Source organism: Lignipirellula cremea, assembly GCF_056501455.1.
In genome coordinates this window covers 4,931,214-4,956,232 of sequence record NZ_CM151415.1, presented here as the reverse complement: position 1 = coordinate 4,956,232, position 25,019 = coordinate 4,931,214, and the positions used below count along the sequence as shown (strand labels likewise).

Annotated in this window: 17 protein-coding genes; 9 read left to right on the top strand and 8 right to left on the bottom strand. The window is 65.0% G+C overall.

Annotation, left to right across the window (positions count from 1 at the left end; translation table 11 throughout):
- Nucleotides 1-255 precede the first annotated feature (255 nt).
- Nucleotides 256-1,467, top strand: coding sequence for an exodeoxyribonuclease VII large subunit (xseA, locus tag SH602x_RS19250; RefSeq protein WP_479473855.1), 1,212 nt, complete (start codon nt 256-258; stop codon nt 1,465-1,467).
- 93 nt (nt 1,468-1,560) lie between these two features.
- Here the strand turns inward: xseA and SH602x_RS19245 are convergent, their stop codons facing one another.
- Nucleotides 1,561-2,082 (bottom strand): DinB family protein, encoded by a 522-nt coding sequence (locus SH602x_RS19245; protein WP_479473854.1) that lies wholly within the window; start codon nt 2,080-2,082, stop codon nt 1,561-1,563.
- A 219-nt stretch (nt 2,083-2,301) separates the two neighbouring features.
- Between SH602x_RS19245 and SH602x_RS19240 the strand changes: the two genes are divergently transcribed.
- Both SH602x_RS19240 and SH602x_RS19235 read left to right on the top strand, forming a co-directional pair.
- Complete coding sequence (locus SH602x_RS19240; protein WP_479473853.1) at nt 2,302-3,993, top strand: cation:proton antiporter domain-containing protein; 1,692 nt, start codon at nt 2,302-2,304, stop codon at nt 3,991-3,993.
- A gap of 128 nt (nt 3,994-4,121) precedes the next feature.
- The gene (locus tag SH602x_RS19235; RefSeq protein ID WP_479471436.1) at nt 4,122-4,298 is read left to right on the top strand and encodes a hypothetical protein; all 177 of its coding nucleotides are present in this window, start codon (nt 4,122-4,124) and stop codon (nt 4,296-4,298) included.
- 115 nt (nt 4,299-4,413) lie between these two features.
- On the opposite strand, the gene SH602x_RS19230 is transcribed toward SH602x_RS19235, so the two are convergent.
- From SH602x_RS19230 to SH602x_RS19220, 3 genes are all read right to left on the bottom strand, one after another.
- Complete coding sequence (locus SH602x_RS19230; protein WP_479473852.1) at nt 4,414-5,658, bottom strand: M16 family metallopeptidase; 1,245 nt, start codon at nt 5,656-5,658, stop codon at nt 4,414-4,416.
- A 59-nt stretch (nt 5,659-5,717) separates the two neighbouring features.
- Nucleotides 5,718-6,971 carry a M16 family metallopeptidase gene (locus tag SH602x_RS19225; protein WP_479473851.1) on the bottom strand — a complete coding sequence of 418 codons (1,254 nt, stop codon included), beginning with the start codon at nt 6,969-6,971 and terminating at the stop codon, nt 5,718-5,720.
- Nucleotides 6,972-7,060: 89 nt separating this feature from the next.
- Nucleotides 7,061-8,254 carry an aminotransferase class V-fold PLP-dependent enzyme gene (locus tag SH602x_RS19220; RefSeq protein WP_479473850.1) on the bottom strand — a complete coding sequence of 398 codons (1,194 nt, stop codon included), beginning with the start codon at nt 8,252-8,254 and terminating at the stop codon, nt 7,061-7,063.
- 430 nt (nt 8,255-8,684) lie between these two features.
- Between SH602x_RS19220 and SH602x_RS19215 the strand changes: the two genes are divergently transcribed.
- The 6 genes from SH602x_RS19215 (at nt 8,685) to SH602x_RS19190 (ending at nt 19,107) form a co-directional block, all read left to right on the top strand.
- Entirely contained in the window at nt 8,685-9,251 is a 567-nt protein-coding gene (locus SH602x_RS19215; protein ID WP_479473849.1) for a hypothetical protein, read from the top strand.
- A gap of 243 nt (nt 9,252-9,494) precedes the next feature.
- Nucleotides 9,495-11,423, top strand: a complete 1,929-nt coding sequence (locus tag SH602x_RS19210) for a flagellar basal body P-ring protein FlgI (RefSeq protein WP_479473848.1) — start codon at nt 9,495-9,497, stop codon at nt 11,421-11,423.
- A gap of 293 nt (nt 11,424-11,716) precedes the next feature.
- Entirely contained in the window at nt 11,717-15,346 is a 3,630-nt protein-coding gene (gene smc / locus SH602x_RS19205) for a chromosome segregation protein SMC (protein WP_479473847.1), read from the top strand.
- Between the two features lie 1,061 nt (nt 15,347-16,407).
- The gene (locus SH602x_RS19200; protein ID WP_479471443.1) at nt 16,408-16,980 is read left to right on the top strand and encodes a response regulator; all 573 of its coding nucleotides are present in this window, start codon (nt 16,408-16,410) and stop codon (nt 16,978-16,980) included.
- Between the two features lie 239 nt (nt 16,981-17,219).
- Nucleotides 17,220-17,732, top strand: a complete 513-nt coding sequence (moaC, locus tag SH602x_RS19195) for a cyclic pyranopterin monophosphate synthase MoaC (RefSeq protein ID WP_479473846.1) — start codon at nt 17,220-17,222, stop codon at nt 17,730-17,732.
- Nucleotides 17,733-18,126: 394 nt separating this feature from the next.
- Complete coding sequence (locus tag SH602x_RS19190; RefSeq protein WP_479473845.1) at nt 18,127-19,107, top strand: polyprenyl synthetase family protein; 981 nt, start codon at nt 18,127-18,129, stop codon at nt 19,105-19,107.
- A 107-nt stretch (nt 19,108-19,214) separates the two neighbouring features.
- On the opposite strand, the gene msrB is transcribed toward SH602x_RS19190, so the two are convergent.
- The 4 genes from msrB to SH602x_RS19170 form a co-directional block, all read right to left on the bottom strand.
- Entirely contained in the window at nt 19,215-19,928 is a 714-nt protein-coding gene (gene msrB, locus SH602x_RS19185) for a peptide-methionine (R)-S-oxide reductase MsrB (protein ID WP_479473844.1), read from the bottom strand.
- Between the two features lie 215 nt (nt 19,929-20,143).
- A complete protein-coding gene (gene nrdR / locus SH602x_RS19180) occupies nt 20,144-20,620 on the bottom strand; it encodes a transcriptional regulator NrdR (protein ID WP_479471447.1) in 477 nt (158 codons plus the stop codon).
- Between the two features lie 329 nt (nt 20,621-20,949).
- Nucleotides 20,950-21,966, bottom strand: coding sequence for a hypothetical protein (locus SH602x_RS19175; RefSeq protein ID WP_479473843.1), 1,017 nt, complete (start codon nt 21,964-21,966; stop codon nt 20,950-20,952).
- A 255-nt stretch (nt 21,967-22,221) separates the two neighbouring features.
- Nucleotides 22,222-24,978 (bottom strand): leucine-rich repeat domain-containing protein, encoded by a 2,757-nt coding sequence (locus SH602x_RS19170; protein ID WP_479473842.1) that lies wholly within the window; start codon nt 24,976-24,978, stop codon nt 22,222-22,224.
- Nucleotides 24,979-25,019: the final 41 nt, after the last annotated feature.

Genomic DNA, 25,019 nt, shown 5'->3' with positions numbered 1-25,019 from the left:
TGCGGATGTAGCGATCCGGGAAGTTGCGCGAGCCCCGAAGTATATCCAGCTTAGGTCGCGAGTGAAGGGTTAAATGGCTTCCATAGGAAATATCGCCGCCGTAGCGGGCTAAAGATCGCTTCGTGACGGATAAGCGGGCTCCTCAAGACTCTTAGGAGATGGAACCCACCCCGCTGAATGGGGGATCCTCGCGAGCCGCGCTCCGTTGTCGGATGTACGGGACCTAAGGGAAGATTCACCTCTGAGGTATCAGTAATGTTCGATCCGGACGAGCCGCTCACCGTCAGTCAGCTCGCGGAGGCTCTGCAACGGGTCGTCGGCGACTACTTCGATAACGTCTACGTCGTCGGCGAGCTCTCGCAGGTTCGCCCCCATCGCAGCGGGCATATCTACTGCCGGATCAAGGATGGCGAGTCCGTGCTCAATCTGAAGATCTGGCGCACGACCGTCGCGAGGCTCCGGTTCAAGCTGACTGACGGTCTGGAGGTCGTCGTCCGGGGACGGCTCGATTTCTATGCCCCGTTCGGCGAGATCTCCCTGATCGGGCAGTCGATCGAGCCGCAGGGCGCCGGCGGGCTGCAACTCGCCTTCCGCCAACTGTTCGAACGGCTGCGTGCCGAGGGGCTGTTCGAGCGCGATCGTAAGCGTCCCCTGCCCCGCGTTCCGCAGTGGGTCGCCTTCGTCACCAGTCCGACCGGCGCCGCGGTGCGGGACTTCCTCAAGATCGCCCGGCGACGCTGGCGAAGCGGCCGCGTCACCGTCATTCCAGCGACCGTTCAGGGCGACTCGGCGCCGGCGTCGATCGTCGCGGGGATCCAGGCGGCCAATCGCCTCTCCCCGCGGCCCGACGTGCTGGTCGTCGGACGCGGCGGGGGGAGCGCGGAGGACTTGTGGTGCTTCAATGACGAGCGGGTCGTGCGGGCGATCGTCGCGTCGGAGATCCCGGTCGTCTCCGCCGTCGGTCACGAGGTCGATACGTCGCTATCCGACCTCGCGGCAGACGTTCGCGCGGCGACCCCTTCCGAAGCGGCGGAGTTGATTTTTCCTTCCCGTGACGCGGCGGTCGCCAGCGCGCGCGAAGCCCTCGATCGACTCCGCCGGGCGCTCGATCGCCGCATGAGCGACTACCGGCAGGAACTTGCCCTCGCGCATCACCGGTTGCATGCCCGTTCGCCTGAACGTCTGCTCTCCGAGCGTCGCGTGGCGGTCGATCGACTCTTCGAGCGCGCGGCCGGAACGATCGAACGGCGCCTGGAGAGCGATCGCCGGCGGGTCGAACGCTACGCGGCTTCGCTGGAAGCGCTCAGCCCTCTGAAGACCCTCGCCCGCGGCTTCAGCGTCACGCAGGCTTCGCCCGACGGACCGGCGCTCGTCGAAGCGTCGCAGCTCGCGCCTGGCGATCGGATCTTCACGCGTCTCGCGCAGGGCCGCATCGTCAGCCGGGTCGAAGAGACGGACGAAACGTGAGTCATCGCCTCTGCGGCTCTTCTTGTAGTTGTAGGGTGAGTCATTGACCCACCATTGGCCAAGCGAGTCGAAGCGGCGGGTCAATGACCCACCCTACGAGGAGAGCCCCAGCGCCGCGCGCTTCTCCGCCAGAAATCGCAGGTGATGGGCCAGATGCCGCGTCGGATTGAAGACTAACTGCCGAAGCGTCAGCAGGCCGGCCTCGCTATGGACCGCGGTGCGATTCCACACTTCTTCGCCCTGCTGGCGAAGGATGCTCGCCATGCGCTTCCGAAGGGCGGCGACCACGGCGACCGCATCTTCCACGTCGAGCGACTGGTATTGAAGGCGCTCTGCATAAGGCCGCTCGTCGACGCCCAGCAGCAGAGGGCGGTCCAGTGCGATCGTGCGGGCGATGCGTTCGGCGAAGAACGTTTCCGTGTCCGCCAGATGGTTCACCAGTTCCAGCGGCGACCACGTTCCCGCGATCGGCCTCGCCTTTGCCTGTTCAGGCGTCATTCCGGCGACCAGCGCCCGGAGTTCTTCGACGCCCTGTTCGTACCGATCGATCAGTGCGGCAGTGGATAACGATCCGTCGTCGTGCTGCATGGACTGCATGTAGGAAAGGTCGGTCATAGGATTTTCAGCTGTCGGCGTCGGTTCTACAGGGAAAGATAACTTCGCGGGAGACGGAGGGGCGTCCGACCGTTAAATCGCGCGGATTCTAAGCGGTTCGCATCGTCCTCCCGCGATCGATGGTCGCAGGCATTCCACGACGATCGCTCGCCGATTACGCTCATTCCGACTCCGCCTCGCTTCCGCAAGACGGAGCCGCCCGCCCCGCCTGAGGTTCGCTTGGACAAGCTCGACGCGTCGCAACTGTCGGTGATGCTGCTCGCGCTGAGCGTCCTCATCGGCGGCGCCCGCCTGCTTGGCGAACTCGCGCGGCGACTGCATCAGCCTGCCGTGCTGGGCGAACTGATCGCGGGGGTGATCCTGGGTCCGACGGTCCTGGGAGCGCTCTTCCCGGATCTGCAGTCCGCTCTCTTTCCGCGGACCGGACCGAACGCCCTGGTTCTCGACGCGATCAGCTCGCTGGCGATCGTGCTGTTTCTGCTCGTCGCCGGCATCGAGGTCGATCTTTCGATCGTCTGGAAGCAGGGACGCGCCGCGCTGAAGATCGGCATCCTGGGGACGATCATCCCCTTCGCCATCGGCCTGGGATGCGCCTGGCTCGCGCCCACGTCTCTCGGTATGCCGAAGGACGCGGACCTGACCGTGTTCGTCCTGTTCATCGCCACGGCGATGGCGATTTCGGCGCTGCCGGTGATCGCGCGGATCCTGATGGATCTCGATCTCTACCGGACCGATCTCGGCATGACGATCGTCAGCGCCGCGATCTTCAACGATCTCGTCGGGTGGACGGTCTTCGCCCTGATCCTGGGATTGATGAACGACCACAGCAGCCCGTGGAGCGTGCTGAATACGGTCGTGCTGACGCTGCTCTTCGCCGGGCTCGTCCTGACGGTCGGACGCTGGCTGATTCACAAGGCCCTGCCGCCGCTCCAGGCCTATACGCACTGGCCGGGCGGCGTGCTCGGCTTCATGATTGCGATGACCCTGTTCGGCGCCGCGCTGACGGAGTGGATCGGCATTCACGCGATCTTCGGATCGTTCCTGGTCGGCACGGCGTTCGGCGCTTCGTCGCATATGCAGGAACGAACGCGGACGATGCTCGACCGGTTCGTGTCGTTCGTCTTCGCTCCGATCTTCTTCGCGGGGATCGGGCTGAAGGTCAACTTCGTCACGCACTTCGACCCGACGCTCGTCCTGATCGTGCTGGTCGTGGCCTGCATCGCGAAGTTCGCCGGCGCCTGGCTCGGCGCTCGCTGGGGAGCCCTTCCGCCCCGCGAACGCTGGGCCGTCGGCGCGGCGATGAACGTGCGCGGCGCGATGGAGATCATCCTCGGCGTTCTCGCGCTCCAGGCGGGCGTGATCGACGAGCGGCTGTTCGTCGCGCTGGTCGTCATGGCCCTGCTCACGTCCGCGGCAGGCGGTCCGCTGATGCGATGGTTCCTCCGCCGCAAGCAGCCGGGGCGGCTGATCCCCCTGCTCTCTCCCCGTTACTTCGTGCGGGAGTTGAAGGCGACGTCCCGGCAGGAGGCGATCGCCGAACTCGGCGCCGTGGCAGGAGAATACGCCGGCGTCGATGTCGCCGAGGTCGAACGCCTGGCCTGGAGTCGCGAACGAATGTCGGCGACCGGCATCGGGAACGGCGTGGCGCTGCCCCGCGCGCGGCTGAAGGGTCTTCCCGCCTCGCTCGCGATCGTCGGCATCTCAGAAGCAGGCGTCCCGTTCGATGCGCCCGACGGCGAACCGGCGCACCTGATCGTGCTCGTCCTGACGACGCAGGAGGACCCCGCGACGCAACGCGAAATCTCCGCCGACGTCGCGCGACGCTTCCGCGATCCCGCCGCGATCCAGCGCATCCTCCGCACGAAGACCTTCACCGAGTTCCTTGCGCAGGTGAAGATGCTGGAGGGGTAATAAGAGGAGGTCAGGCGAATCGAGCCGAAGCTGTGATCGCTTGCGCGAGAAGCGCTGCCGGGTTCGGACTTCTTTCAGCGGCAAGTATTGGTATTGATTATTAGATCGACCGGGATTATAATAAGGGCATGATCAAAACCCAAAAAGGCAGCGTGCTCCGAGTTCGAGTCTCCAACGAGGAACGTGAGGCGCTCCAGGGCGCTGCGGGAACGAGCGTGGCCGCCTGGGCCCGTACGATCCTGCTGAACGCCGCGAACGACGCGAAGGTTCAGAACCCGCGGGCCTCCGAAACGCACGTGTCGTAACGCTCCGGCGAACGTCACGAAAATCAAAAAAGCCGCGATTCATCTCGCGGCTTTTTTCGTGCGCCCGTCAGGTCGCGAAGCCTCGCCAGGACGCGAAGCCTCGGGACGGCGTCGGTTAACCGGTCGTCGCCGCGGCTTCGCTCTCCAGCGGCCCCGCGAAGACGCTGGCGCTGGGGAGCAGGGGGAACGCGGCGAGCGCGGCGTTGACGTCGTCGACGGTGACGGCGAGGTACTTCTCGGCAGTCTCGCGGGGCGTCTGGTAGACGCCGCGAGTGAGCCAGGCGCTGCCGATGGAGAACATCCGCGACGAGGTCTTCTCGCTCGACAGGAGAATGCCGCTGGCGACCTTGTTCTTCGCCCGCGTCAGTTCGTCCTCGGTGACGCCCCCCTCCATCAGTTCGCGCTGCAACTCCTCCATCCGCTCCGTGATGGAAAAGGCGTCCTCCGGACCGCAGCAGAGGTAGTGCATCGTCGCTCCGGCGCCCTGGAATTCGTACGACGAGGCGATGGCGTATTCGGCCAAACCCGAATCGACGAACTCCCAGTAGTACCGACTGCCCGTGTCGTCGCCGAGGGCCTGCATGGCCAGCCGCATCGCGTAGCGACGCTCGTCGTCGGCGGCGGGACCCGCGCTCATCGTCAGCACGTATTCCTGCTTCACCTGCGGCTTGACCACGAAGCGTCGTTCGAAGTTCGATTTCGGCAGCGACAGGTCTCGCGGCGGACCGTTCGGCTTCCAGTCGCCGAAGAACTCCTGCGCCTGCGCGAGCAAAGCCTCCTCGTCGATCTTGCCTGCCGCGGCGATCACCAGGTTCCCCGCGCTGTAGCGTCGCGCGAAGTAATCCCGCATTTGGTCCGAGGTGAGCGCGGTCACGCTCTCGGTCGTGCCGAGGATGCTGCGCCCCAGCGGATGATCGCCGTAGAAGACCTCCCGCAGCAGATCGTCCGCGCCGAACGGCGGCTGATCGGCGTACATGGCGATCTCTTCGAGGATCACCTGCTTCTCGGTGTCGAAGTCCTCCTGCTTCAACGTCGGACGCAGAAGATCGAACAGGACGTCGCCCAGCTTCGTCTGATACTCGGCCAGGACGCTGCCGTAATAGACGGTTCGCTCGTCGCCGGTCTGAGCGTTGGAATGCGATCCGATCTCGTCGAAGTCGCGCCCGACGTCGAAGGCGCTGCGCGTCGGCGTTCCCTTGAACGCCATATGTTCGAGGAAGTGCGACAGACCCCATTCGTCGAGCCGTTCGTCGCGGGCGCCCGTGCGGACGAAGCAGCCGATCGACGCCACGTGCGATTCCGGCAGATTCTCGACGATGATTTCGACGCCGTTGTCCAGGCGATAGTTGCGAAAGGGCACGAGGTTCTTTCAGTCGTGATTGAGGATTCGTTCGGCGGATCGATCTCGCGAACTCGCGCCTACGCCGGAACGATCGAACCGTTCGACGTGTTGAGCGCTTCCTTGCCGTAGGTGACCGTCGACAGCAGCGTCAGGGGATGACGCTGGAGCGTGGACAGAATGCCGTCGATGGACAGGCCGCGGATCGTTCCGTTCAACTCTTCCAGCGTCCTCACCCGTCCGAGGTGGTGCCAGTCGATCGCGAGATTCGACGCCCGGGAGCGACAGGACTCCTGCTGCATGATGAGCGTGCTGCGAAGTTGGGTCTTCAGCCGGTCGAGTTCGGCCTGTTCGATGCCGTCGCCCAGGCGGCGAAACTCCGCCAGCATCACGTCGAGCGTCTCCTGCGCCCGCTCGGTCGTCGTTCCGGAATAACCCATCACGACGGCCCGATCCCGGAGCGAATGGACCGAGGCGAAGACCGAGTAGCAGAGCCCCCGCTTCTCGCGGACTTCCTGGAACAGACGCGAGCTCATCCCGTCGCTCAGGACGCCGATCGCTGCACGCAGGGAGAAGTATTCCTCATGCGCGTACGGAATCGCACGGAAGCCGACGGCCAGGTGCGTCTGCTGCGAGTCGTGCACCAGGTGCTGATCGGACGAAGCAGGCGGAATCTCGACGAGTTGCGGCGCGTCCTGCGGCTCCCAGTCGTCGAACAGCCGACGGAACTCGGCGACGGTTTCGTTCCAGTCGAAGTTGCCGGCGATGCCGATGATCGCCGTCGACGGCGAGTATCGGTTGCCGATCGCGCGGACGACCTCTTCGTAGGTCAGGCTTTCCACGCCCTGCTGCGTGCCGTGCGAGGGGCGACCGAACGGATCAGCGAAAACCTGGCGGCGAAGTTCTTCGATGGCGAGAGACGCCGGATCGTCGAGCGTCGCCTGGATCTCCTGCAGGCAGGTCCGGATCGCGTCGTCGAATTCGTCCTCGGGCAATCGCGGTCGGCGGAGAATGTCGGCGTAGACCTCCAGCGTCGGGCGGAACTTCTCTCGCGGGAACGCGGCGGTGAAGCTGGAAAAGTAGGACGAGACGCCGGAGCCCCGTTCGACCCCCAGATCGTCCAGCCGGTTCACGAGATCGCGGTTCGTCAACTCGCCGGCGCCTCGCTGCACCATCTCGCAGGCGACGCTGGACAGTCCGAGCCGATCGGCCGGATCCCAGATGCAGCCTGCCGGGACGAGCATCGTGAAGGCGATCGATTCGAGCCAGGGCATCCGCTCGCCGACGAGCGTCAGGCCGTTATCGAAGGTCTCGGTGTAGATCTGTTGTTCCACGCGGCAGAGAGCCTCGAGCGAGCGGTCGGGATCGGTTGGTTTCTCGAACTTCGCATTCTACGGGCGGAGTCCACCGGTCGCGACGCCTTCTACAGTCCCAGGTCGTCGAGAGCGGCGAGGAGTTTGCGAAAGTCGGCGACCGTCGTGTACCAGTGGCACGAGACGCGGAGGTACCACCTGCCGGCGAAATGGACGACCGGCGCCTCGACGGCATAACGCTCGGCGAGCGTTCGCTTTAGCTGCGGATAGTCTCTCCCGGGCGGCAACGGGGCGAGACTCATCGAAAGCTGCCAGTCGGAAGTCCACGGCGAGATCGGCGGCACGCCCCAACGGCGAACGAGAATCTCCCGGATCGCGCCGGCCATCGCACGTGTCCGGTCGCGAAACGCGTCGAGACCGAGGTCGGTCATCAAATCGATCGCCCGGGGGAGGCAGAGATCCGGAACGAGATTACGCGTCCCGCTCCAGATGAACTCGTCGTCCCAACGCTCCGGCAGCGCCGGCAGAAGGCGGCCCCACGAGAGCAATGGCGCTCGAATTGGTGCCTGCCGGGCCGGATCGACGTAGAGGAAGCCCGTTCCCAGCGGCGCCGACAGCCACTTGTGGCAACTGGCCGCGTAATAGTCCGGGCGTAGGGCCGAGAGATCGAGCGGAATCTGCGCCGGCGCATGGGGGCCGTCCACGATCAGCAGGGCATTCCGCCGCCGTAGTTCCTCGCGCACCGCCTCCAGCGGGAGTCGGATCGCGGTCGCCGACGTGATATGCGACAGCACGACCGCGCCGCAAGCCTCGGGCAATTGGGCGAAGAGCGAATCGGCGAACTGCTCCGCGTTTTCGAGCGGCAGCGGAATCTGGATCGTCGCCAGAGTCCAGCCGCGCTCGCGCGCCTGGCGCTCGAAGATTCGGCGGACCGCGCCGTATTCATGATCGGACAGCGCCACGACGCTGCCCTGCGGCAGATCGAGCGAGTCGGCGATGACGTTCATCGCGTAAGTCGCGTTCTCGACCAGTACGAGGTTCTGCGCTTCGCAACCGACGAAGTCGGCGGTCGCCTTCCGCGACGCGAGCCAGAGGGGCTCGTACTCCCGATCGAAGAACCGCATCGGGTTCGACGTCAGCGAATCCTCCAGCCGGCGAAGCTCCTGAAGGACCGGGACCGAGGCCAGCCCGAACGAGCCATGGTTGAGATGGGCGATTCCCGATTCCGGCGCCCACATCGACCGCGCGGACAGGGACGGCTCGCGCGATTCGTCCGCTTCCAGTTCGTCGAGAACGTCGTTCATTCGTGTGCAGCGTCCGTCCCTGGCGAGCGGAGGATGCAAGCCCTCCGTGGCCGTACCGGAATGCGCATCCCTGATAGTTACGGGAAAACCAGCATCCGCTCCGTAACCCTGCCGGCTGGCATGCGCCTGGAGAAGCGGGACCGGACCGGCGGGAAGGGGCGGCGCTGAGGGAATCGCGGCTCGTGCCGCCGATGCAGGCGCGTCGCGCCGACGAGTTTACCTCATCGCCATCCCAGGCAGGTCCGGCGCAGGGAATCTCGAAAACTCGTCTCAAGGAAGGAAGCTTCCACGACCGACGCGGTGTAGCTTTCGACGTCGCCTGAGCCGGCGCCCGATATTGTCTGCCCGGGGGCTCGATTGTCTGCCGGGGGCTCGGTCGCGCAGCAGGCGACGCTCTACTGACTAGTACGTGCTCGAACGGCGGGAAACCATGGAACGAGTTTCACGAACCCTGCTTCTCCGCTCGCATGATCTGGGAGAGGCGCCGCTCGTCGACGGCGCCCTGCCCGACCTGATGGCGTTTCTCTACCGGGACGAGGAAGGCGTTCGCGTGGCGCCGCACTACTTCCGGCGGGACGTGCGTCAGCTCGGATCGGTGCAGACGATGTTCTTCGACGATCGACCGCACGGCGACTGGAAGCTCGACCTGTGCCTCGGCTTCGCCCCCAACTTTTTCGCCGGGGCGAAGCTGCTCAGGGGCGTCGAGCGGGCGTTCCGGAACGTGGCGGCGATCGATTTCCGAGAAGGCGCCGCCGGCCTTCCGGAGATCTGGCAGGAGTTTCGCGAGGAGTGTCGTCCGCGCATGCAGTCGGTGGAGATCGTCGATCTCGCCCGGCGCGAGGCGATCGAGCGTTCGCGACCCGACGCGGAGCGCCCGATCCGCGGCGCCGCCCGGTTCGCGCAGCGGTTCTTCTCGGGAGACTCCAAGTTCGGCAGGACGACGCTGAATCGCTCGTCCGACCCCCGCCGCTCTCGCGCCGTTCCGGCCTGCGATTGAGCGCGGGGTTTCATGCGAGGGGCGGTCCGCGTCGCCAGTCGATGCGGGCCGCCCCGGCGCTGGCGGAAAGCGCCATACCTGCCGATCGCTCTTGACGCGGCTGCGTCGCTCCGGCTATTCCCCTCCCCTGGAAACGGATTTCCTCGCGGGAAGCGCTGCGCCTCGTTCGTCGGCGAAGGGCTCCCGCTCGCCACCTCGGCGCCGTAGGTTCGCGCGTCGTCGCGGAACCGGTTGGGAGCTGTCATGGCGCGACGCTTCGCACGATTCGCCTGTTTGTTCTTCTTCGTCGCTTGCGCGTCGAGCGGCTGTACGTCGCCGTGGGCCTCCTGGAGCGATGACTCCTGGTGGGGCGAAGACGAATCGACGCTCGAAGGGCCTTCCGAAGAGACCCTCGCGGAGCTTCGTAAAAAGGCGAAGCGCGTCGGCGATCTGACCTACGCCTGGAACTTCAACTTCCAGAAGGTCGAAGGCGTCGCGCTCGTGACGGAACTCGACCGGACGGGAAGTTCGCCCGCCGCCAATCCGCTCCGCGCCCGACTGCGGAAGGAGATGCAGACGCACAAGATCACCGACCCGGACACGATTCTGGATTCGGACAAGACTTCGCTCGTGCTCGTCAAGGGAGCGCTTCCGCCTGCCGCGCGCCGTGGAGATCGCATCGATCTCGTCGCTGTCGTGCCGGACGGCTCGGAATCGACCAGCCTGATGGGCGGGTGGATGATGGCGACCCGAATGCGGCAGATGGCCGTGCTCGATCGCCAGCTTCGCGAAGGGGAAGTCCTGTTGAACGGCGAGGGGCCGGTGCTTGTCGAAGCGCTGTTCGAGGAAGATCCGGCGGACTCGCGGAAGCTTAAGGGACGCATCCTGGGCGGCGGCGAAGTGCTCCGCGACCGGGAGATCGGCCTGCAGATTCGCTCGCCTGACCTGAAGGGGTCGCAGGCGATCATCGTGGCCAAGGCGGTCAACTCACGATTCTCCGCCATGGACGGCAGCCGGAAGGTCGGCGCGGCCGTCGCTCAGGACAACCGCCTGATCGCGTTGAAGATTCCGACGAACTATCGCGGAAACATCGGACGCTTCTTCGAGGTCGTGGCCGCGGTGCCCGTCAACGAGAACGCTTCCGAACGAACCGAGCGCCTGCAGCTTCTCGCCAAGCAACTGCTCGAGCCTTCGAGTTCGGGTCGGGCCGCGATCGCCCTCGAAGCGGCGGGCAAGGACGCGATCGCGCTCCTCGAACAGGGGCTCGGATCGCCCAGAACTGAGGTCGCCTTCTACGCCGCCGAGGCGCTGGCTTATCTGGACGAGAAATCGTGCGTCCAGACCCTGCGCAACACGGCTCGCGACGATGGCCGCTTCCGCTGGCATGCTATCACGGCGCTTTCGGCGATGACGCACATCGAAGCCTACGAAGCGTTGAGCGAAATGCTGCAGGATGTCGAGCCGGAAACGAAGTACGGCGCCTTTCGCGCGCTCCGCCAGCGGAACGAGAACGATCCCTTCATCCGCGGCGAGAAGATCCGCGACGAATTCCACTTCCACGTCGTGACGTCGCTCTCGGCGCCTATGATTCATTTCGCCCGCCGGGAACGGGCCGAAATCGTCGTCTTCGGCCACGATCAACGGATCCAGAATCTGCAGGTCGCCGTCTTCTGCGGTCCGGGCATCATGCTCAAGCCGATGCCGGGGGGCGGCGTGCTGGTGACTCGCTTCGCCGCCAACAAGGACGATCGCCGGATCGAAACCTCCGGCGAACTGGTCGAGGCGATGAAAGCGGTCGTCGAGGTGGGCGGCGGCTACGAGGAACTGCTCGCCATGGCGAAGCAACTCAAGCAGGCGAACGCCTGGCCGGGCGAACTGGTCATCGACGCTCTTCCGACGCCCACGCGGTCGTCGGGATATAATGCAGCCGACTCGACCGCGGCGGCGACGCCCTTCCCGAGCCTGTTCGACCCCGAGGGCGCCTCCGTTCGCCGCGACGGCGTGAAGACGGAAGAATACGACGGCGTCGACGAGAAAGACGCTGAAGAAACCGCTGAATCCGACGAGCCGACGTTCGATTCGGCGGAGGCGAAGGAGTCTTCGGATTCGGAAGAAGAGCCGGAGGAAGAGTCGGCCCTGGAAACGGCGTCCAAGGCGGAGAGCGGCTGGTCGTGGTGGCCGTCCTGGTACTGAGTCGCGCCGACGGGCTCTTGCAATGCGGACGCCCGATTAGCGTGAAGCGAACGAGAATGCAGGCGGCAGGCCGAGCGCCTCGCCTATCCGTCCGTTGATTTTCGCCTTCCGGGCGAAAATCACGCTCGGCAAGTTCGAAACAAGTTTCTCACGCCTCGCAAAACAGCGGAAAATCCGCTGTTTTGACGCCGCATCCCTGCGGCGAACGCAGTCCGCTGAGAGAATCAACGGACTGCTATCTGTCCTGCCGGCGAACAGTCCTTCTGAAAGCTTCGCCGGGCGTCCTGACGATTATGCTTAAAGCCCTCGAACTCTACGGATTCAAAAGCTTCGCCGACCGGACCCGCTTCGACTTTCCGGAGGGGATCACGGTCATCGTCGGCCCGAACGGCTCGGGCAAGTCGAACGTCGTCGACGCGATCAAGTGGGTTCTGGGCGAACAGAGCGCCAAGAGCCTTCGCGGCAAGGACATGCACGACGTCATCTTCAAGGGCTCCGGCTCTTCCCGGAAGCCGATGGCGGGCGCCGAGGCGTCGCTCTACTTCGACAACTCGCTCGGCCTGCTGGACATCGATGCCGCAGAGGTCCAGATCACTCGCCGGGTTTATGCGGGCGGCGAAGGCGAGTACCTGATCAATCGCCAGCCGAGTCGCCTGAAGGACGTCCGGGATCTGTTCCGCGGGACGGGGGCGGGTTCGGGCGCCTACTCCATGATCGAGCAGGGGCGCGTCGACAAGCTCCTCCAGGCGTCCAGCAAGGAACGCCGCGCGATCTTCGAAGAGGCGGCGGGCATCAGCCGCTTCAAGGCCAAGAAAGTCGAGGCCCAGCGCCGGCTCGAACGCGTCGACCAGAACCTGCTGCGGCTCTCGGATATCGTCGAGGAAGTCGAAACGCGCCTGCGGGCGGTCAAGTCGCAGGCGACCAAGGCGGAAAAGTACCGTGAACTGAATCGGCGACTGCAGGAACTCCGCATGAGCGCCGGTCTGGCCGACTGGCGGAGGCTCTCGCGCGGAGTCGCCGAGGCCGAGCGACGAATCGCGGAACTGTCCGAAGGCGCCGAGGCGAAGCGGACGGAACGCGAAGCCGTCGAGTCGAACCTCGCCTCGGTCGAGCGCGACTTCGAAGAGACGGTCGCCTTCGCCCAGCGCCAGGATGCGGCGCTCAGCCAGCTTCGCGAGAAGATCGTCGCTCTAGAATCGTCCAACTTCCACCTCTTCGCCCAACTCGAAACGATCGGCGAGGAGCGTCGGCGTTTTCAGGATCAACGCTGGCGGGCCGAGCGCAAAGCGCAGGATCTCGCGGCCAAGCTGGCGGCCCTCGATCTGGAGCGATCGGAGGCCGAGGAACGTCGGGCGACATGCCTTTCCGCCGTCGACGAGAAGGAACGCGAAGTCGCCGCGCTGCATCAGGCGCTGCAACAGGCTCGCGAAGAGAACGAAACTCGCCGCGAAGAGTACGTCGCCGCGGTTCGGGAGACGGGCGAACTCGGGAAGCGGATCTCCACTGCGGAAGCCGCGCTCAACGGCGCCGGCGTCGAAGAGCAGCGCCTGATTCGCGAACTGGACGCCGTCGAACGGGGCGTCGAACAACTCGATCAGGAGATCGCCGCCCTCGAACAGGAAGAGGCTCTGCTCGTCGCCCGGCGGACGCGGCTGCAGGAACAGATCGACGTCGCCCAGTCGCGGCTCGTCGACGGACAAAAGCGGCTCGACAAGCTCCAGCAGCAGATTCATCAGAGCCAGGCGAAGATCCTCGGGCTCGAAGAACGGCTGGCATTCCTCGATGGACTCGAGCGAGCCGGCGAGGGTCTTTCCGAACTGACTAATCGCGCGCTCAAGGCCCGAAGCGAAGAACCAGGCGGCATCTACGCCTCGGTCCGCGGCCTGCTCGCCGACTTCGTTCGCGTCGATTTCGAACATGCACCGCTGGCCGACCTTGCGCTGGGCGAGCGGACGACGTACCTGGTGGTCGACGACGTCGAGGCGATGCATCGAATCGCCGTCTCGGAGGGTCTTCCGACCAGCCGTATCGGCTTCGTATCGCTTTCCACCCGCCGCCCCCGGTATCAGGTCTCGCGGGCGAATTCCGCTCTGCGCGACGCGCCCGGCGTGATCGGTCGAGCCGACGAACTGGTCCGGGCGGCGGAACCTGCCGGTCCCCTGCTCCGCCGATTGCTGGCGGATACCTGGTTCGTCGCCGATCTACCGTCAGCGCTGGCGCTGCAGGATCGGCTCGAATCGGGCGAACGACTCGTCACGGCCGACGGCTACAGCGTTTCGACCGACAACGTCTTCTTCGGCGGCGGAAAGAGCGTCCCCTCCGGTCTCGTCGCCCGACGCAGCGAACGGTCGCACCTCGCGAGGCAACTAGCCGCCGCGCGAGAAGAAATGACCGACACGACGCGGCGGCATGCCGAGCTACAGGAAGAGATCCTGCAAAGCGATCTCGCGCTCAAGCAACTGCATGTCGAACGTACGTCGGCGGACGAAGAGACCAGCGAAGTCCGAACCAAGGGCCGCGTCGCGCTCGACCGGCTGGAACGCCGGCGGGAACAACTGCTCGCGCTCGATCGCCAGCGGGAAACGCTTCAGGACCGGCGACTGGTTCTCGCCGCAGAAATGGACGAGGCCCGTGCCCGGTACGAGGAAGTCGAAACGAAAGCCCGGCGGCTCGACGAAGCGGTGCGGCGGTTCGACGAACAGTTCTCCAAGTCCGATACGGAGCGGCAGCAGCGCCTGCGGGAACTGACGGCCGCGAAGGTCGAACTCGCTCGCAGCGAGCAGATCTTCGAGACCATTCAGCGCCAGCATGAGCGCCTGGCAACGGATCTTCGCGACGCCCGTACGCACGCCGACGAAGCGGCGCAGGCGGTCGGAACGCTCGCGAGCAAGGCCGATGCCGCCGAGCGGTCGATCCTGGAAGCCGAAGGGCGCTTGAGCCTGCTCTTTCTGGAGAAGGAAGCTCTCGCCGGGCGGCTGGTCCTGCTCGCAGAGCGTCGCGAAGAACTGCACGCCGCTCGCCGGTCGGGGCAACAATCGCTCTCCGCCATCGAGTCGATGCTGCGCGAACTGACCGATTCGCTGCACCGGGAAGAGCTCGCGCTCGGCCAGACCCGGCAGGAGCGGGACATCCTCCATGCGCGCATGAAGGAGGATTACGACGTCGATCTGCAGGACCTGGCGGAGCGGTCCGGCGCCGACGGAATCCCGGGCGCTGACGCGGCCGAGGAGGAGATCGCCTCCCTGCGGAGGAAGATCAACCAGATGGGGACCGTGAACCTGGAAGCGCTGGCCGAGCTCGACGAGCTCGAACCGCGCTATGCCGCGCTCTCGGCCCAGTACGAGGATCTGAAGCAGGCGAAGGAGTCGCTCGAGCGGATCATCCGCAAGATCAACGCCGACTCGCGGAAGCTCTTCCAGGAGACGCTCGAAGCGATCCGGGCGAACTTCCAGACGCTCTACCGCAAGGTGTTCGGCGGCGGCAGGGCCGACCTCGCTCTCGAAGAGGGGGCGGACGTCCTCGAAAGCGGGATCGAGATCGTCGCCACGCCGCCCGGAAAGTCGGAGTTTTCGAACTCGCTTCTCTCCGGCGGGGAAAAGGCGCTGACCGCGGTCGCGTTGCTGCTGGCCATCTTCCAGTATCGCCCCAGCCCGTTCTGCATCCTGGACGAGGTCGACGCCCCGTTCGACGAAGCGAACATCGGTCGCTTCATCGACACGCTGGGAGGCTTCCTGGGCTTCACGCGGTTCGTCATCATTACGCACTCCAAGAAGACGATGACCGCCGCGACGACGCTTTACGGCGTCACGATGCAGGAATCGGGAGTGTCCAAGCGCGTCTCCGTTCGCTTCGAAGACGTCGCCGACGACGGACGCATCCTCCCGACCGCCGCTTCTGCCGACGCGTCCGAAGAAGCTGCGTAGAGCGCGTCTCGCGAAACTGTAGCGGCCTGTGCGCCGACTGCGCGGCGAGTCAGATCGCCGGGAACGCTACCTGTGAGTGCGACACGCACGAGCTTCCGGTCGCCTACTGCGGCGCCGCAGAGGAATCGCGTCCTGCGCTCGCCAGAGGGCTCGGGTTCCACGTCCCGATCCGAATCGTGCCCGCTCGTCGACTGACGCTTCCCGCGAGCGCCGGCAGTCCCGCCGCGGCGCCAGGCCGAACGTTGCGGCATGTTTCGGCCGCATCGTCGAAGGCTGTTCGCTTCGGCTCTCCGAACGTCGAAAACCGGTCTGGAATCGGTCGTATCGAGGCCGTCCGGTCGTGGCTCGATCGACCGTCGAAACCGACGCCGAAGGAATTCGTGCCAAAGGCCTTAAAGAACTCCTGCGCGGCGGCACGAATAATATTCGCAGAAGGATCATTTCCTGAGCGACGTGCGCGTTGCGCGGGAAAGGGTCTTCGGCGATTGTCCCGACAGACGGGCGTGGGCGAAGAGCGTCGCAGCTTCGCGATGCACGGTCGTCTGCCGGAAGATTCGCCGACAGGGGGGAACTCGCTCGACCTACGGACCGCTCTCGCACGCCGAATCGCGAGGGTCGGGTCGTAAGCCGTCGCTTGCGCCCTCGCTGTCGCCATCCGCTGAGAGGCGGAGGCGCCGCAACTCTCGTCGCTACAGTTCGCACGACCGGTGCGACCCGAAAAGCGCGAGGGACCGCTGCGGACCGCTTCCGATTCTTTCCGATGGAACGAATGTCGCGGTTCAGAGGGAACTGATCCGCTCAGTTTTAAAGCTCCGTCGAAATCGACCGGCGAGCCGAATCTTCGCTGATTCGGAAGGTCAGTCTCGACAGGGCGAGTATGAAGCCGATCGTAATGCCCCGACCCAGACGTTTCGCCTGAACGCTTCGACGCGCCTACAACCGAGGGAAGGACCGAAGGCGTCGATTCCAGATTCTTGCGACACGGGGGCTTCCCGCGCCGACCTGCCGAAAGGCGGACACGGCGATAGACCGACGAATAAAAAACAGACGGAGAGGCTGGCATGAAGGTCTTCACAACTGGACAGGTCGCGAAGATCTGTAAGGTGGCCCCGCGAACGGTCAGCAAGTGGTTCGACTCCGGTCGGCTCAAGGGTTACCGGATTCCCGGTTCCCAGGACCGCCGGATTCCGCGCGAATATCTGATCAAGTTCCTCAAGGAACACGGGATGCCCCTCGGGGATCTCGAGGACGAGGCTACGGCCAAAGTCCTGATCGTCGCGCAGGATCAACTGCTGATCGAGAACCTGAAGCGCGAACTCCCCAGCGAGCGAGCGTTCAAGGTCGCGGTCGCTTACAGCGGCTTCGAGGCAGGCATTCAAGCGGAGTCCTTTCATCCGGACTGCATCATCTGCGACTTCTCCATCGGTAAGGTGGAAGCGCTGCAGATCTGTCAGAACATCCGGAAGAATCCGAACTTCGCCGAAACGATTCTGATCGCCCTGCTGCCCGACGACGGAGCCACCATGAGCTTCGATCGCTCGAGCATCAACGAGACGTTCAAGAAGCCGTTCGACGCGCACTTGCTCGCCGAACGCCTCAAGACGCTCATCAGCTCGAAGAAGGAACTGGCGTAAGGCTCTAGGCCCCAAACCAGAGAACATAGAAAGCCGCCGGACTAACCTCCGGCGGCTTTTTTCGTGCGCGGTCGGCAACCAACCCCTGAGCGGGGGACGAGAGTCCCCCGAGTCCGGAACGCTCGACGAAGCGCTGACCTCGGGGGACTCTCGTCCCCCTCTCAGAAGGAACCGTGGCGCATTGCGGCTCTTCGACTAAGCTCATGCGAAGCGACCCGATCTCTTCGCCGGAACCTGTCATGCCGCCCGAGACTGGCTTCACCCACTTCGACGACGCCGGCGCCGCGCGGATGGTCGACGTCAGCGGGAAGGAGGCCTCCTACCGATACGCACGCGCGGCGGCGATCGTTCGCATGGAGGCCGCGACGGGCGAACTCGTTCGCGCAGGGAACGCGAAAAAGGGCGACGTCCTGCAGGTGGCGCGGCTCGCAGGCATTCAGGCCTCGAAGCGGACCGGCGAGCTGATTCCCCTCTGCCACCCGCTGCCGATGGAGGGCTGCGACGTTTCGTTCGCGTGGCTCGACGCGACCCGGCTGGAGGTTTCCGCCGCGGCCTGGCTGGTCGGAAAGACGGGCGTCGAGATGGAAGCGCTGGTCGCGGCGACCGTCGCGGCATTGACCATCTACGACATGTGCAAGTCCGTCGATCGCGGAATGACGATCGAACGAGCGGAACTCCGTGAAAAGCGCGGCGGGAAAAGCGGTCCTTATCTGCGAGACGAGTCCGCCTCCGCAGGCGGCGACGCTTCCTAGCCCGAACAGGCGAACGGAGACTCGCGAACCGGCGGTGCGGCGATCGGCATGAACGCCGAGCTCGGGCGTCTTGAGACGGTCGATCCGTTCAACAGCGGTTCGACCGGCCGCTTCCGTTCGATCGATCTTCGCCGCGGCGGGGAACGGCGGAACGCCCGACCGTCAGAGTTTCGAAAGAGTTCGGCCGAACGATCTGCCGGATAGTCGAGCGCCCGAAGCGTCTCTCAGTCTGGCTGGATCGACCGAACTCGGAAGCGCCGTCGCGGCGACAAGGTTGCACGCTGCATTGACCGCTGTAGAACGCCGCGGAAGTCCCTTCCGCACGACGCCCCTTCAGCCGACGAATCCGTTCGTACGGACTTCCGTCGCGGCTTCTGCCGACGATCCGTCCGACGTGCGTCAGCGACTGATCGAGCCGATTCGCGAAGAACTGCTTCAGGTCGAAGCGACGCTCGACCGGGAGCTTCGCAGCGAGCACCCGTTCCTGCACGAGTTGTCCCGCTACGACGCTTTCTTCGGCGGAAAACGTCTGCGCCCCACGTTGCTGCTGCTTTGCGGCAAGGCCGCCGGTTCGCTGACGCCTTCGCACGTAACGCTCGCCGCCGCGATCGAGATGATCCACGCGGCGACGCTGGTGCACGACGACGTCCTGGACGACGCGACGACCCGCCGGCGGCTTCCGACGGTGAACGTGCGCTGGAACGACGAGGTCGCCGTCCTGATGGGCGACTATCTCTTCTCGCATGCCTTCCGGCTGGCCGCCTGTTCGGGTTCGGCGGAGGCCTGCCGCATCATCGGCGCCGCGACGAACGCGACCTGCGCCGGCGAATTGAAGCAGGTCTCCTCCCGCGGGAACCTGCAACTTTCCGAGCAGGATTACTTCGAGATCGTCGAGGGGAAGACGGCGGCCCTGCTCGCCTGCTGCGGCAGACTGGGCGGAGAACTGGCGGGCGCCGACACGGCGAAAGTGCAGCGACTCGAACGTTTCGGCCGCGACTTGGGCGTGACGTTTCAGATAGTCGACGACCTGCTCGACGTCTGCGGCGACCCGGCATCGATGGGGAAGGACGCCGTCGCCGATCTCGCGAAAGGGAAGCTGACGCTGCCCGTGATTCGCGCGCTGGCACGAGCGACCGGCCGGCAGCGCACCAAGCTGCTCGAGATCCTCGACGCGGCCTGCGACGACCGCGGGGCTCGACCTTTGCAGGGCGATCTTATCGCGATCCTTCGCGAGACGGGCGGCCTGGAAGACGCCCATCGGATCGCGAAGCAGCGCTCCGACGAAGCGAAGCGCTGGCTCGACCCCTTCCCCGCTTCGCCCGCCCTCGACGCGCTGCGGGCCCTGCCGGACGCGGCGCTGAACCGAAACGCGTAGCTTTGGACTCGCGAGGCGTCGCGACTTGCTGTCGCTGGTCGTTCTGACCAGCGCCGGCGGAGCAGAGGCTCAGCGGCGTGCCGAATCGCTCGCGTCAGGGACGATACTTACTTCGTTTCCGGCGCCGGAGCGGCGTTCGCCGGCTTGGGTTCGCCTTCGGCCTTCTTTTCGTCCCTCGGCACGAACTTCATCGAAACGGAGTTGATGCAGTAGCGTTGTCCCGTCGGCGTGGCCGGCGCGTCGTTGAACACGTGGCCCAGGTGACCGTCGCAGCGAGCGCAGGTCACTTCGGTGCGGACCATGAAGTTCGTCAGGTCGCGCTTGAACTTGACGCGGTCACCCGCCTTGGCGGCATAGAACGCTGGCCAGCCGCAGCCCGAGTTGAACTTCGTATCGGACTCGAACAGTTCGGCTCCGCAGCCGGCGCAGACGTAAGTGCCCGGTTCGAAGTGATGGTCGTACTTGTTTTCGAAGGGGAGCTCGGTGCCCTTCTTCCGGAGGATGTAGAACTCCTCTGGCGTGAGGATTTCTTTCCATTCCTTCTCGGTCTTCACGACCCTCTCGGGCTTCTCGTTCACGTTCGGTCCTTTCGCCGTGCCGGACTTCCCGGCTTGCTTTCCGTCCGCCCCTGAGCCTTCGCCCTGTCCTGCGACACCGACGGCAGGAAGCGCTGCCCCGCTGTCGGCCGCGGGGGACGGCTGCCCCTCCGCAGCGCTGACGCCCAGTTGCTGAAACTCGCCGCAGCCGGCGATGAACAGTCCGCCCGTCGCGAAGAGCATGGAGGCGAACGCCGAACGGTAAACCCTCGATCGAAGCTTCATCGGTTCTCTCCTGTACGTCTGCGACTTCGCCGGCTCGGGCGGATCGCGCGATCGTCGATCTCTTATGGTAAGGCTACTCGGTCGGCGGTCGTCGGACCAGCGCGATCGGGACGTTCTTTCGACGCGTCCGATATCCGATCCTTACGCCCGAAGTCGGATTTCCTACCTCTGCAAGTGACCGTCCTTCGTCGACATCGCTTCACGCGCCGAGCAATTCAGCGGGGCTTGTTCGCCGCTCCGCCGATTTCCAGCATGGGTCGCAACTCCTCCATGAACTCGCGGACGTCCTTGAATTCGCGGTAGACGCTGGCGAAGCGGACGTAGGCGACCTGGTCGAGCCGGGCCAGATGCTCCATCACCATCTTGCCGAGCGACTGCGAGTCGATTTCGGAGTCCTGCAGTTCGTAGACCTGCTTCACGACCGCGTTGACGACCCGGTCGATCTGCTCGGCGCTGATCTGGCGCTTCCAGCACGCCTTTTCGAGGCCGAAGCGGATCTTCGCCGGATCGAACTCCTCGCGGGTCCGGTCCTTTTTGACCACCCGCAGATTGACGTATTCCAGCTTTTCGTACGTCGTGAAGCGACGCTTGCAGGAGAGACACTCCCGCCGGCGACGGACCGCCAGACCGTCCTGACACGAGCGGGAGTCGATCACCTTGTCATGATCGACGCTGCAGAACGGGCACCGCATCCGTACCTCACTTCCGTGTGGAGAAGCCCTGCCGACTTCCGCCGCGATCGTCATCGATCGTCGTGCAGCGAAACCAACCGAACGCAGCGCCGTAAGGTTCCGCTCGCTTGTTCGCGAGAGAGCGTTTTACCTCGCAGGCGAACCGCTGGCCATCCTTTCGACAAGTTTCGAACGTCTGCGAAGCGAGCTTCGGGCGCCTCTGCCGGCGCCGTCGCTGCTGCCTGGCGCGCACGAAAAAAGCGTCCCGGGAAAGCCCCGGGACGCTTCGGTCGGCGCCGACGCGTCTTACGACGGTCGTTGCTTGAAGTCGGTAGAACCGCCCGACGCGGTTACTCCTGAACCTGCTGCAGTTCCAAGGCCCGGGCCGGCTGCTGAACCTGCACCGTCTCCGTCTCCGTCTGGAGCTGCTCGCCCGGCGAGACTTCCGGCTGGGTCGGGTGATTCTTCTGGTACTCCGCGCGGATGGCCGCACGTTCCGCACAGACCTGCGTGGCGCGAAACGCCAGTTGCAGTTCGCCCTGGTTGAAGAACTTCTCGAAGTAGCCCGTGCTCAGACGGACGCGGTCTTTCGCCGCGAGTTCGTCCCACGAGAGATCGTTGTTGAGGTGCCACGCGGCCGCCTGGGCGGCGTTCTGCGGCATCTCCCCGCGTCCGAGCATGGCGCAGAGTTCGACGACTTCCGGCTTGGTCGCGAGGACGTCGATCGGGCGAAGTTCGTATTCGATGTGGGGGTTCGGATCGGGCTTGCCATGTTCCAGGCAGACGGTCTCGACGCGGGTCTTGGCGACCTTCTCGGCAGCGACGTTCATGAAGCCGCCGAAGCCGCCTCCGCCGCCTCCCATTCCGCCCATGCCTCCCATGCCGCCGCCCATCATGCCGCCGCCCATACCCCCCATGCCGCCGCCCATCCCCATGCCCTGGTTCTGGCCGCCCATGCCTCCCATGCCGCCGCCCATACCTCCCATGCCGCCGCCCATGCCGCCCATGCCTCCCATGCCGCCGGCCATGCCGCCGCCGAACTGGGCGAGGACAGGCGTCGCGGCGAGAGCTTCGGGCATCCGGATAGCGAGCGGCTTATCCGTTTTGTTCGTGAAAACGATGGTCGCTTCCTTGATGTTCCGGGGAACGAAGCGAACCTCGATCTTCTTCTCTTCGATCGCGTCGAAGAGGAAGACCTCTTCGTGATCCCTTGCGGGAGCCGTCGCGAAGGGAAGACGCTGGGCGGCGTCGGCGGAGACGCCGAACGTCAGAGCCGCGCACGCAACTGCCGAGAGAGCCGCAGCTTGCGACGCGAATCCGCGCGCTGCGGCGCTTAGTCCAAGGCCACGAGAGACGAAAGCCAGCATGAAAAGATCTCCGAAGTATCCCCGTCGCCCCTGACGGCAGCTCCTGTTACGACACGAAGTCGCCTTAATCGGTATCGTAGTGGCGGCCCCCCCGCATTGCAAAGAAATTCGCAAGCGTCGCGAAAAGCGTAGCTTACCGCCGTCCTGATCGATCGCAGGAGTCGCAGCGAGCCGCTCACGTTCGGAGGCCCGACCGGAAGGTCGGATCCAGCCCCGATAATCCGACCGAACTCCATCGATCGGAACTTTCGCTCGTTATCGCCTCGTCTGCGTCGCCGCCTCGTTCGCTTCCGAGGCCTTATCCCGCTCGCGTTGCAGTACTTCCAGTTGCAGGCGGAGTCGCCCGTGATTGTGCCAGTCGTCGCGAGGCCGGATGTTCGAGATCGCTTCCGGGGCCGCGAGGATCGCGGGCCACAGCTTTTCGTCGAAATTCGCGAGGATGAGGTTTTTGGGACGCTCTCGGAAAGCGTCCTCAGCATCGTAAACCACCTTGCCTGTCAGGCTCATCGGGATCTGTCGGGACGCGGGCGTCGCGAGTTCGTCGAAGTACACCGGCTCCCCCCGATGTTCGAATGCGATCGTCCGGAGCGTCAGGCTCTCGGACAGAACCGCGACCTCGTCTGCGGTCGGCTTTCGGCAATATTGAAACTGAACGGTTTCGAGAAGCGGCATCTGCGCGATCGCCTCCAGCACGGCCGCGTCGTATTCGCACCCGGGGCCGAGGATCACGAATCTGGCTTTCGATTGCGAGAGAGCTTCCAGGCATTCCGACGGAAACCCTCCATCGACGAACTCCATCGTCGACGAGGCGAAGTCGAGCAGTCGCCGCAGCGTCGGGACCTCGAACTGGCGGAGGGGAATCTGCAAATCGCCGATCGCAGAGGGCGTCAACTGGATCCGCCAGCCCGTCTCGGATTCGCCGCGGGAACCGTAGTACCACGTGGATCCCCGTCCCGGCATTTTGCCGATCAGAGAGTTCCAGACGACCGCCTCGGCGACCGGCGCTAAGGCCGTCGCGTGCAGTCTTGGAGGATTCGACGCGGCGACCCCGCCCTTCGTAAAGTCGACAGTCGGCAGATCGACGTCGAGCGGCGACAACTCCATCGCGTACGGATGCGCCGGATCGATCCAGCCGAAGGCGCCCTCCGCGGGCCACGTTCCCCAATACTTCTTCGGAGCCGTGACGTTCGGTTCTTTCGCGACGCCGACGGCGATCGTGTACCGGTCGCGAAAGGCCTGGGCTCGATCGGCCGAAAAGCCGCTCGAGAAGAACTGAAAGGAGGGTACCGAATCTCGCGGAGCTTCGCCGTTCACGACCGCCTCGACCGCAGCCCGGGCTCGCGGGGCCAGGATCGCGTCGACCTCGTCTAGAAACGCATCGTCCAGCGACGTGGAGAAAAGAGCGAGGCGCCGCAATGATTCTTTCTTCGCGAGGAGGCAGACCGTCGCCGATGACGCGTCGGTGGGATGAACTTCCAACACTTCCAGATGCGGCGCCTTCGCGAATGCGAGCAGTTGCTCTTCGCGGACGGACGCGCCTCGGACATAGACCCGCCGCAGGTTCGGGAGTCGGGCGAACGCCTCCAACTCTTCCGGCTGAAACCGGCAGGCCTCGAGCAATAGAGTCTCCAGGCGATCGAGCGTCGCCAGCGACGCGAGCGCGCCGGGAGCGAACTCCCAGCGGTTCAACGCCAAATCGGTCAGTCCGCGCTGTGCGAGCAGCGGCTCCAGCGTCTCCTCGGTCACGTAGAGCGTCTGCTGGTTATGAAATCGCTTCGCGGCGCCGGTTCCGAACCCTTCCGCGGCCCAGCCGTATTTCGCGCCTCGGGCGCCGCGAACCGTCGGATAGCTGTCGAGGTGCGTCATCCACGGCGAGACGAAACGCGGCGTCCGAAGCTTGTGATTCGTCGGCTGTCGCGGAACGTCCGTCGGCACGAGCGGGACGGTGATCGTCGCCTGCGTCAGACGGGGCGAGCGGATCGCTGCTTCTACGTACCGCTTCTGAAACCGGTCGCTCGTGACGGTCAACTCGCGCAGTTCGCGCATCGCGCCGACGTGCCTCGCGAAGGCTCCCTCGGCCTGAAGGTCGGTCAGGCTCAGCGTCCGCAGGTTCCTCATCGCCGCCAGCCATTCGAGGTCTTCGTCCGTCGCGCCAGGAAGCGACAACTGGAGCGACCGAATGCGCGGCACATGCCGAAAATTTTTCGCGGACTCTCGATCGGCGAACCCGTTCGGCAGTTCCAGGATCTCGATCGGACAGTCGGCCAGCGATACGAGGCAGTCGGCTTCGAGCGACGTCGACCGCAGGCTCAACCGCCGGAGATTCTTGAGCCCTGCCAGATGGGCGACGCCCCGCTTCGTGGTCGCGTCATCGAGGAGCAGTTCTTCCAGCGCGGTTAGCTTCCCGAGCGTTTCGAGCGCGGCATCCGTCGTCCAGGTCCGATGGATATCGATGATCCGCAAGTCCTGAAGCGTCTCCAACTCCCGAATCCCGGCATCGCCTACGTGGGTATCCCACAGCGAAATGCGTCGCAACTTCGTGCAGTAACGCAAATGCTTCAGGCCGTCGTCGGTCACGCCGGTCGCGGCGAGATAGAGCCGCTTGAGATGCGGAAACTTGTGCAGGTGGACGAGGTCGGCGTCGCGGATGGCGTCGCTGTGTTCCAGCTTGATCATCTCCACGTTCTGGAAATCGTCGTCGGAGATTTGGAACAACGTCTGGACCCACTTCGGACTCGCCGGGACGGCAGAGAACTGTGCCCCCCGCTTCGCCAGCTCTTCGCGAGCCGTCTTCTGTTCGAGGTACGGCACCAGGAAATTCCGCCGCATCGCGAAGTAGCCGCTCACCAGCGCGAGCGCGACCAGCACCATCAGCAGGTTGACCTGCAACAGCCGCCGCCAGCCGCGTCGATTCGTCGCCCCCTCCTTCGAGGCGGGCGGCGACGATTCGTCTTCGGCTTCCCTCGCTTCGGGTGCGAATGGATCGGCGTCAAGTTCGACTGGCTTTCGCATCGTCACTCGGCGGCAGAGGGGCGGAAGCAGGAGAGCATTTT

Bases quoted from the DNA above. Each gene is read 5' to 3' on its own strand.
- SH602x_RS19170 (WP_479473842.1), bottom strand. From the start codon at position 24,978: ATGCGAAAGCCAGTCGAACTTGACGCCGATCCATTCGCACCCGAAGCG.
- xseA (WP_479473855.1), top strand. From the start codon at position 256: ATGTTCGATCCGGACGAGCCGCTCACCGTCAGTCAGCTCGCGGAGGCT.
- moaC (WP_479473846.1), top strand. From the start codon at position 17,220: ATGCCGCCCGAGACTGGCTTCACCCACTTCGACGACGCCGGCGCCGCG.
- SH602x_RS19200 (WP_479471443.1), top strand. From the start codon at position 16,408: ATGAAGGTCTTCACAACTGGACAGGTCGCGAAGATCTGTAAGGTGGCC.
- smc (WP_479473847.1), top strand. From the start codon at position 11,717: ATGCTTAAAGCCCTCGAACTCTACGGATTCAAAAGCTTCGCCGACCGG.
- SH602x_RS19235 (WP_479471436.1), top strand. From the start codon at position 4,122: ATGATCAAAACCCAAAAAGGCAGCGTGCTCCGAGTTCGAGTCTCCAAC.
- SH602x_RS19245 (WP_479473854.1), bottom strand. From the start codon at position 2,082: ATGACCGACCTTTCCTACATGCAGTCCATGCAGCACGACGACGGATCG.
- SH602x_RS19220 (WP_479473850.1), bottom strand. From the start codon at position 8,254: ATGAACGACGTTCTCGACGAACTGGAAGCGGACGAATCGCGCGAGCCG.
- msrB (WP_479473844.1), bottom strand. From the start codon at position 19,928: ATGAAGCTTCGATCGAGGGTTTACCGTTCGGCGTTCGCCTCCATGCTC.
- SH602x_RS19175 (WP_479473843.1), bottom strand. From the start codon at position 21,966: ATGCTGGCTTTCGTCTCTCGTGGCCTTGGACTAAGCGCCGCAGCGCGC.
- SH602x_RS19210 (WP_479473848.1), top strand. From the start codon at position 9,495: ATGGCGCGACGCTTCGCACGATTCGCCTGTTTGTTCTTCTTCGTCGCT.
- nrdR (WP_479471447.1), bottom strand. From the start codon at position 20,620: ATGCGGTGCCCGTTCTGCAGCGTCGATCATGACAAGGTGATCGACTCC.
- SH602x_RS19215 (WP_479473849.1), top strand. From the start codon at position 8,685: ATGGAACGAGTTTCACGAACCCTGCTTCTCCGCTCGCATGATCTGGGA.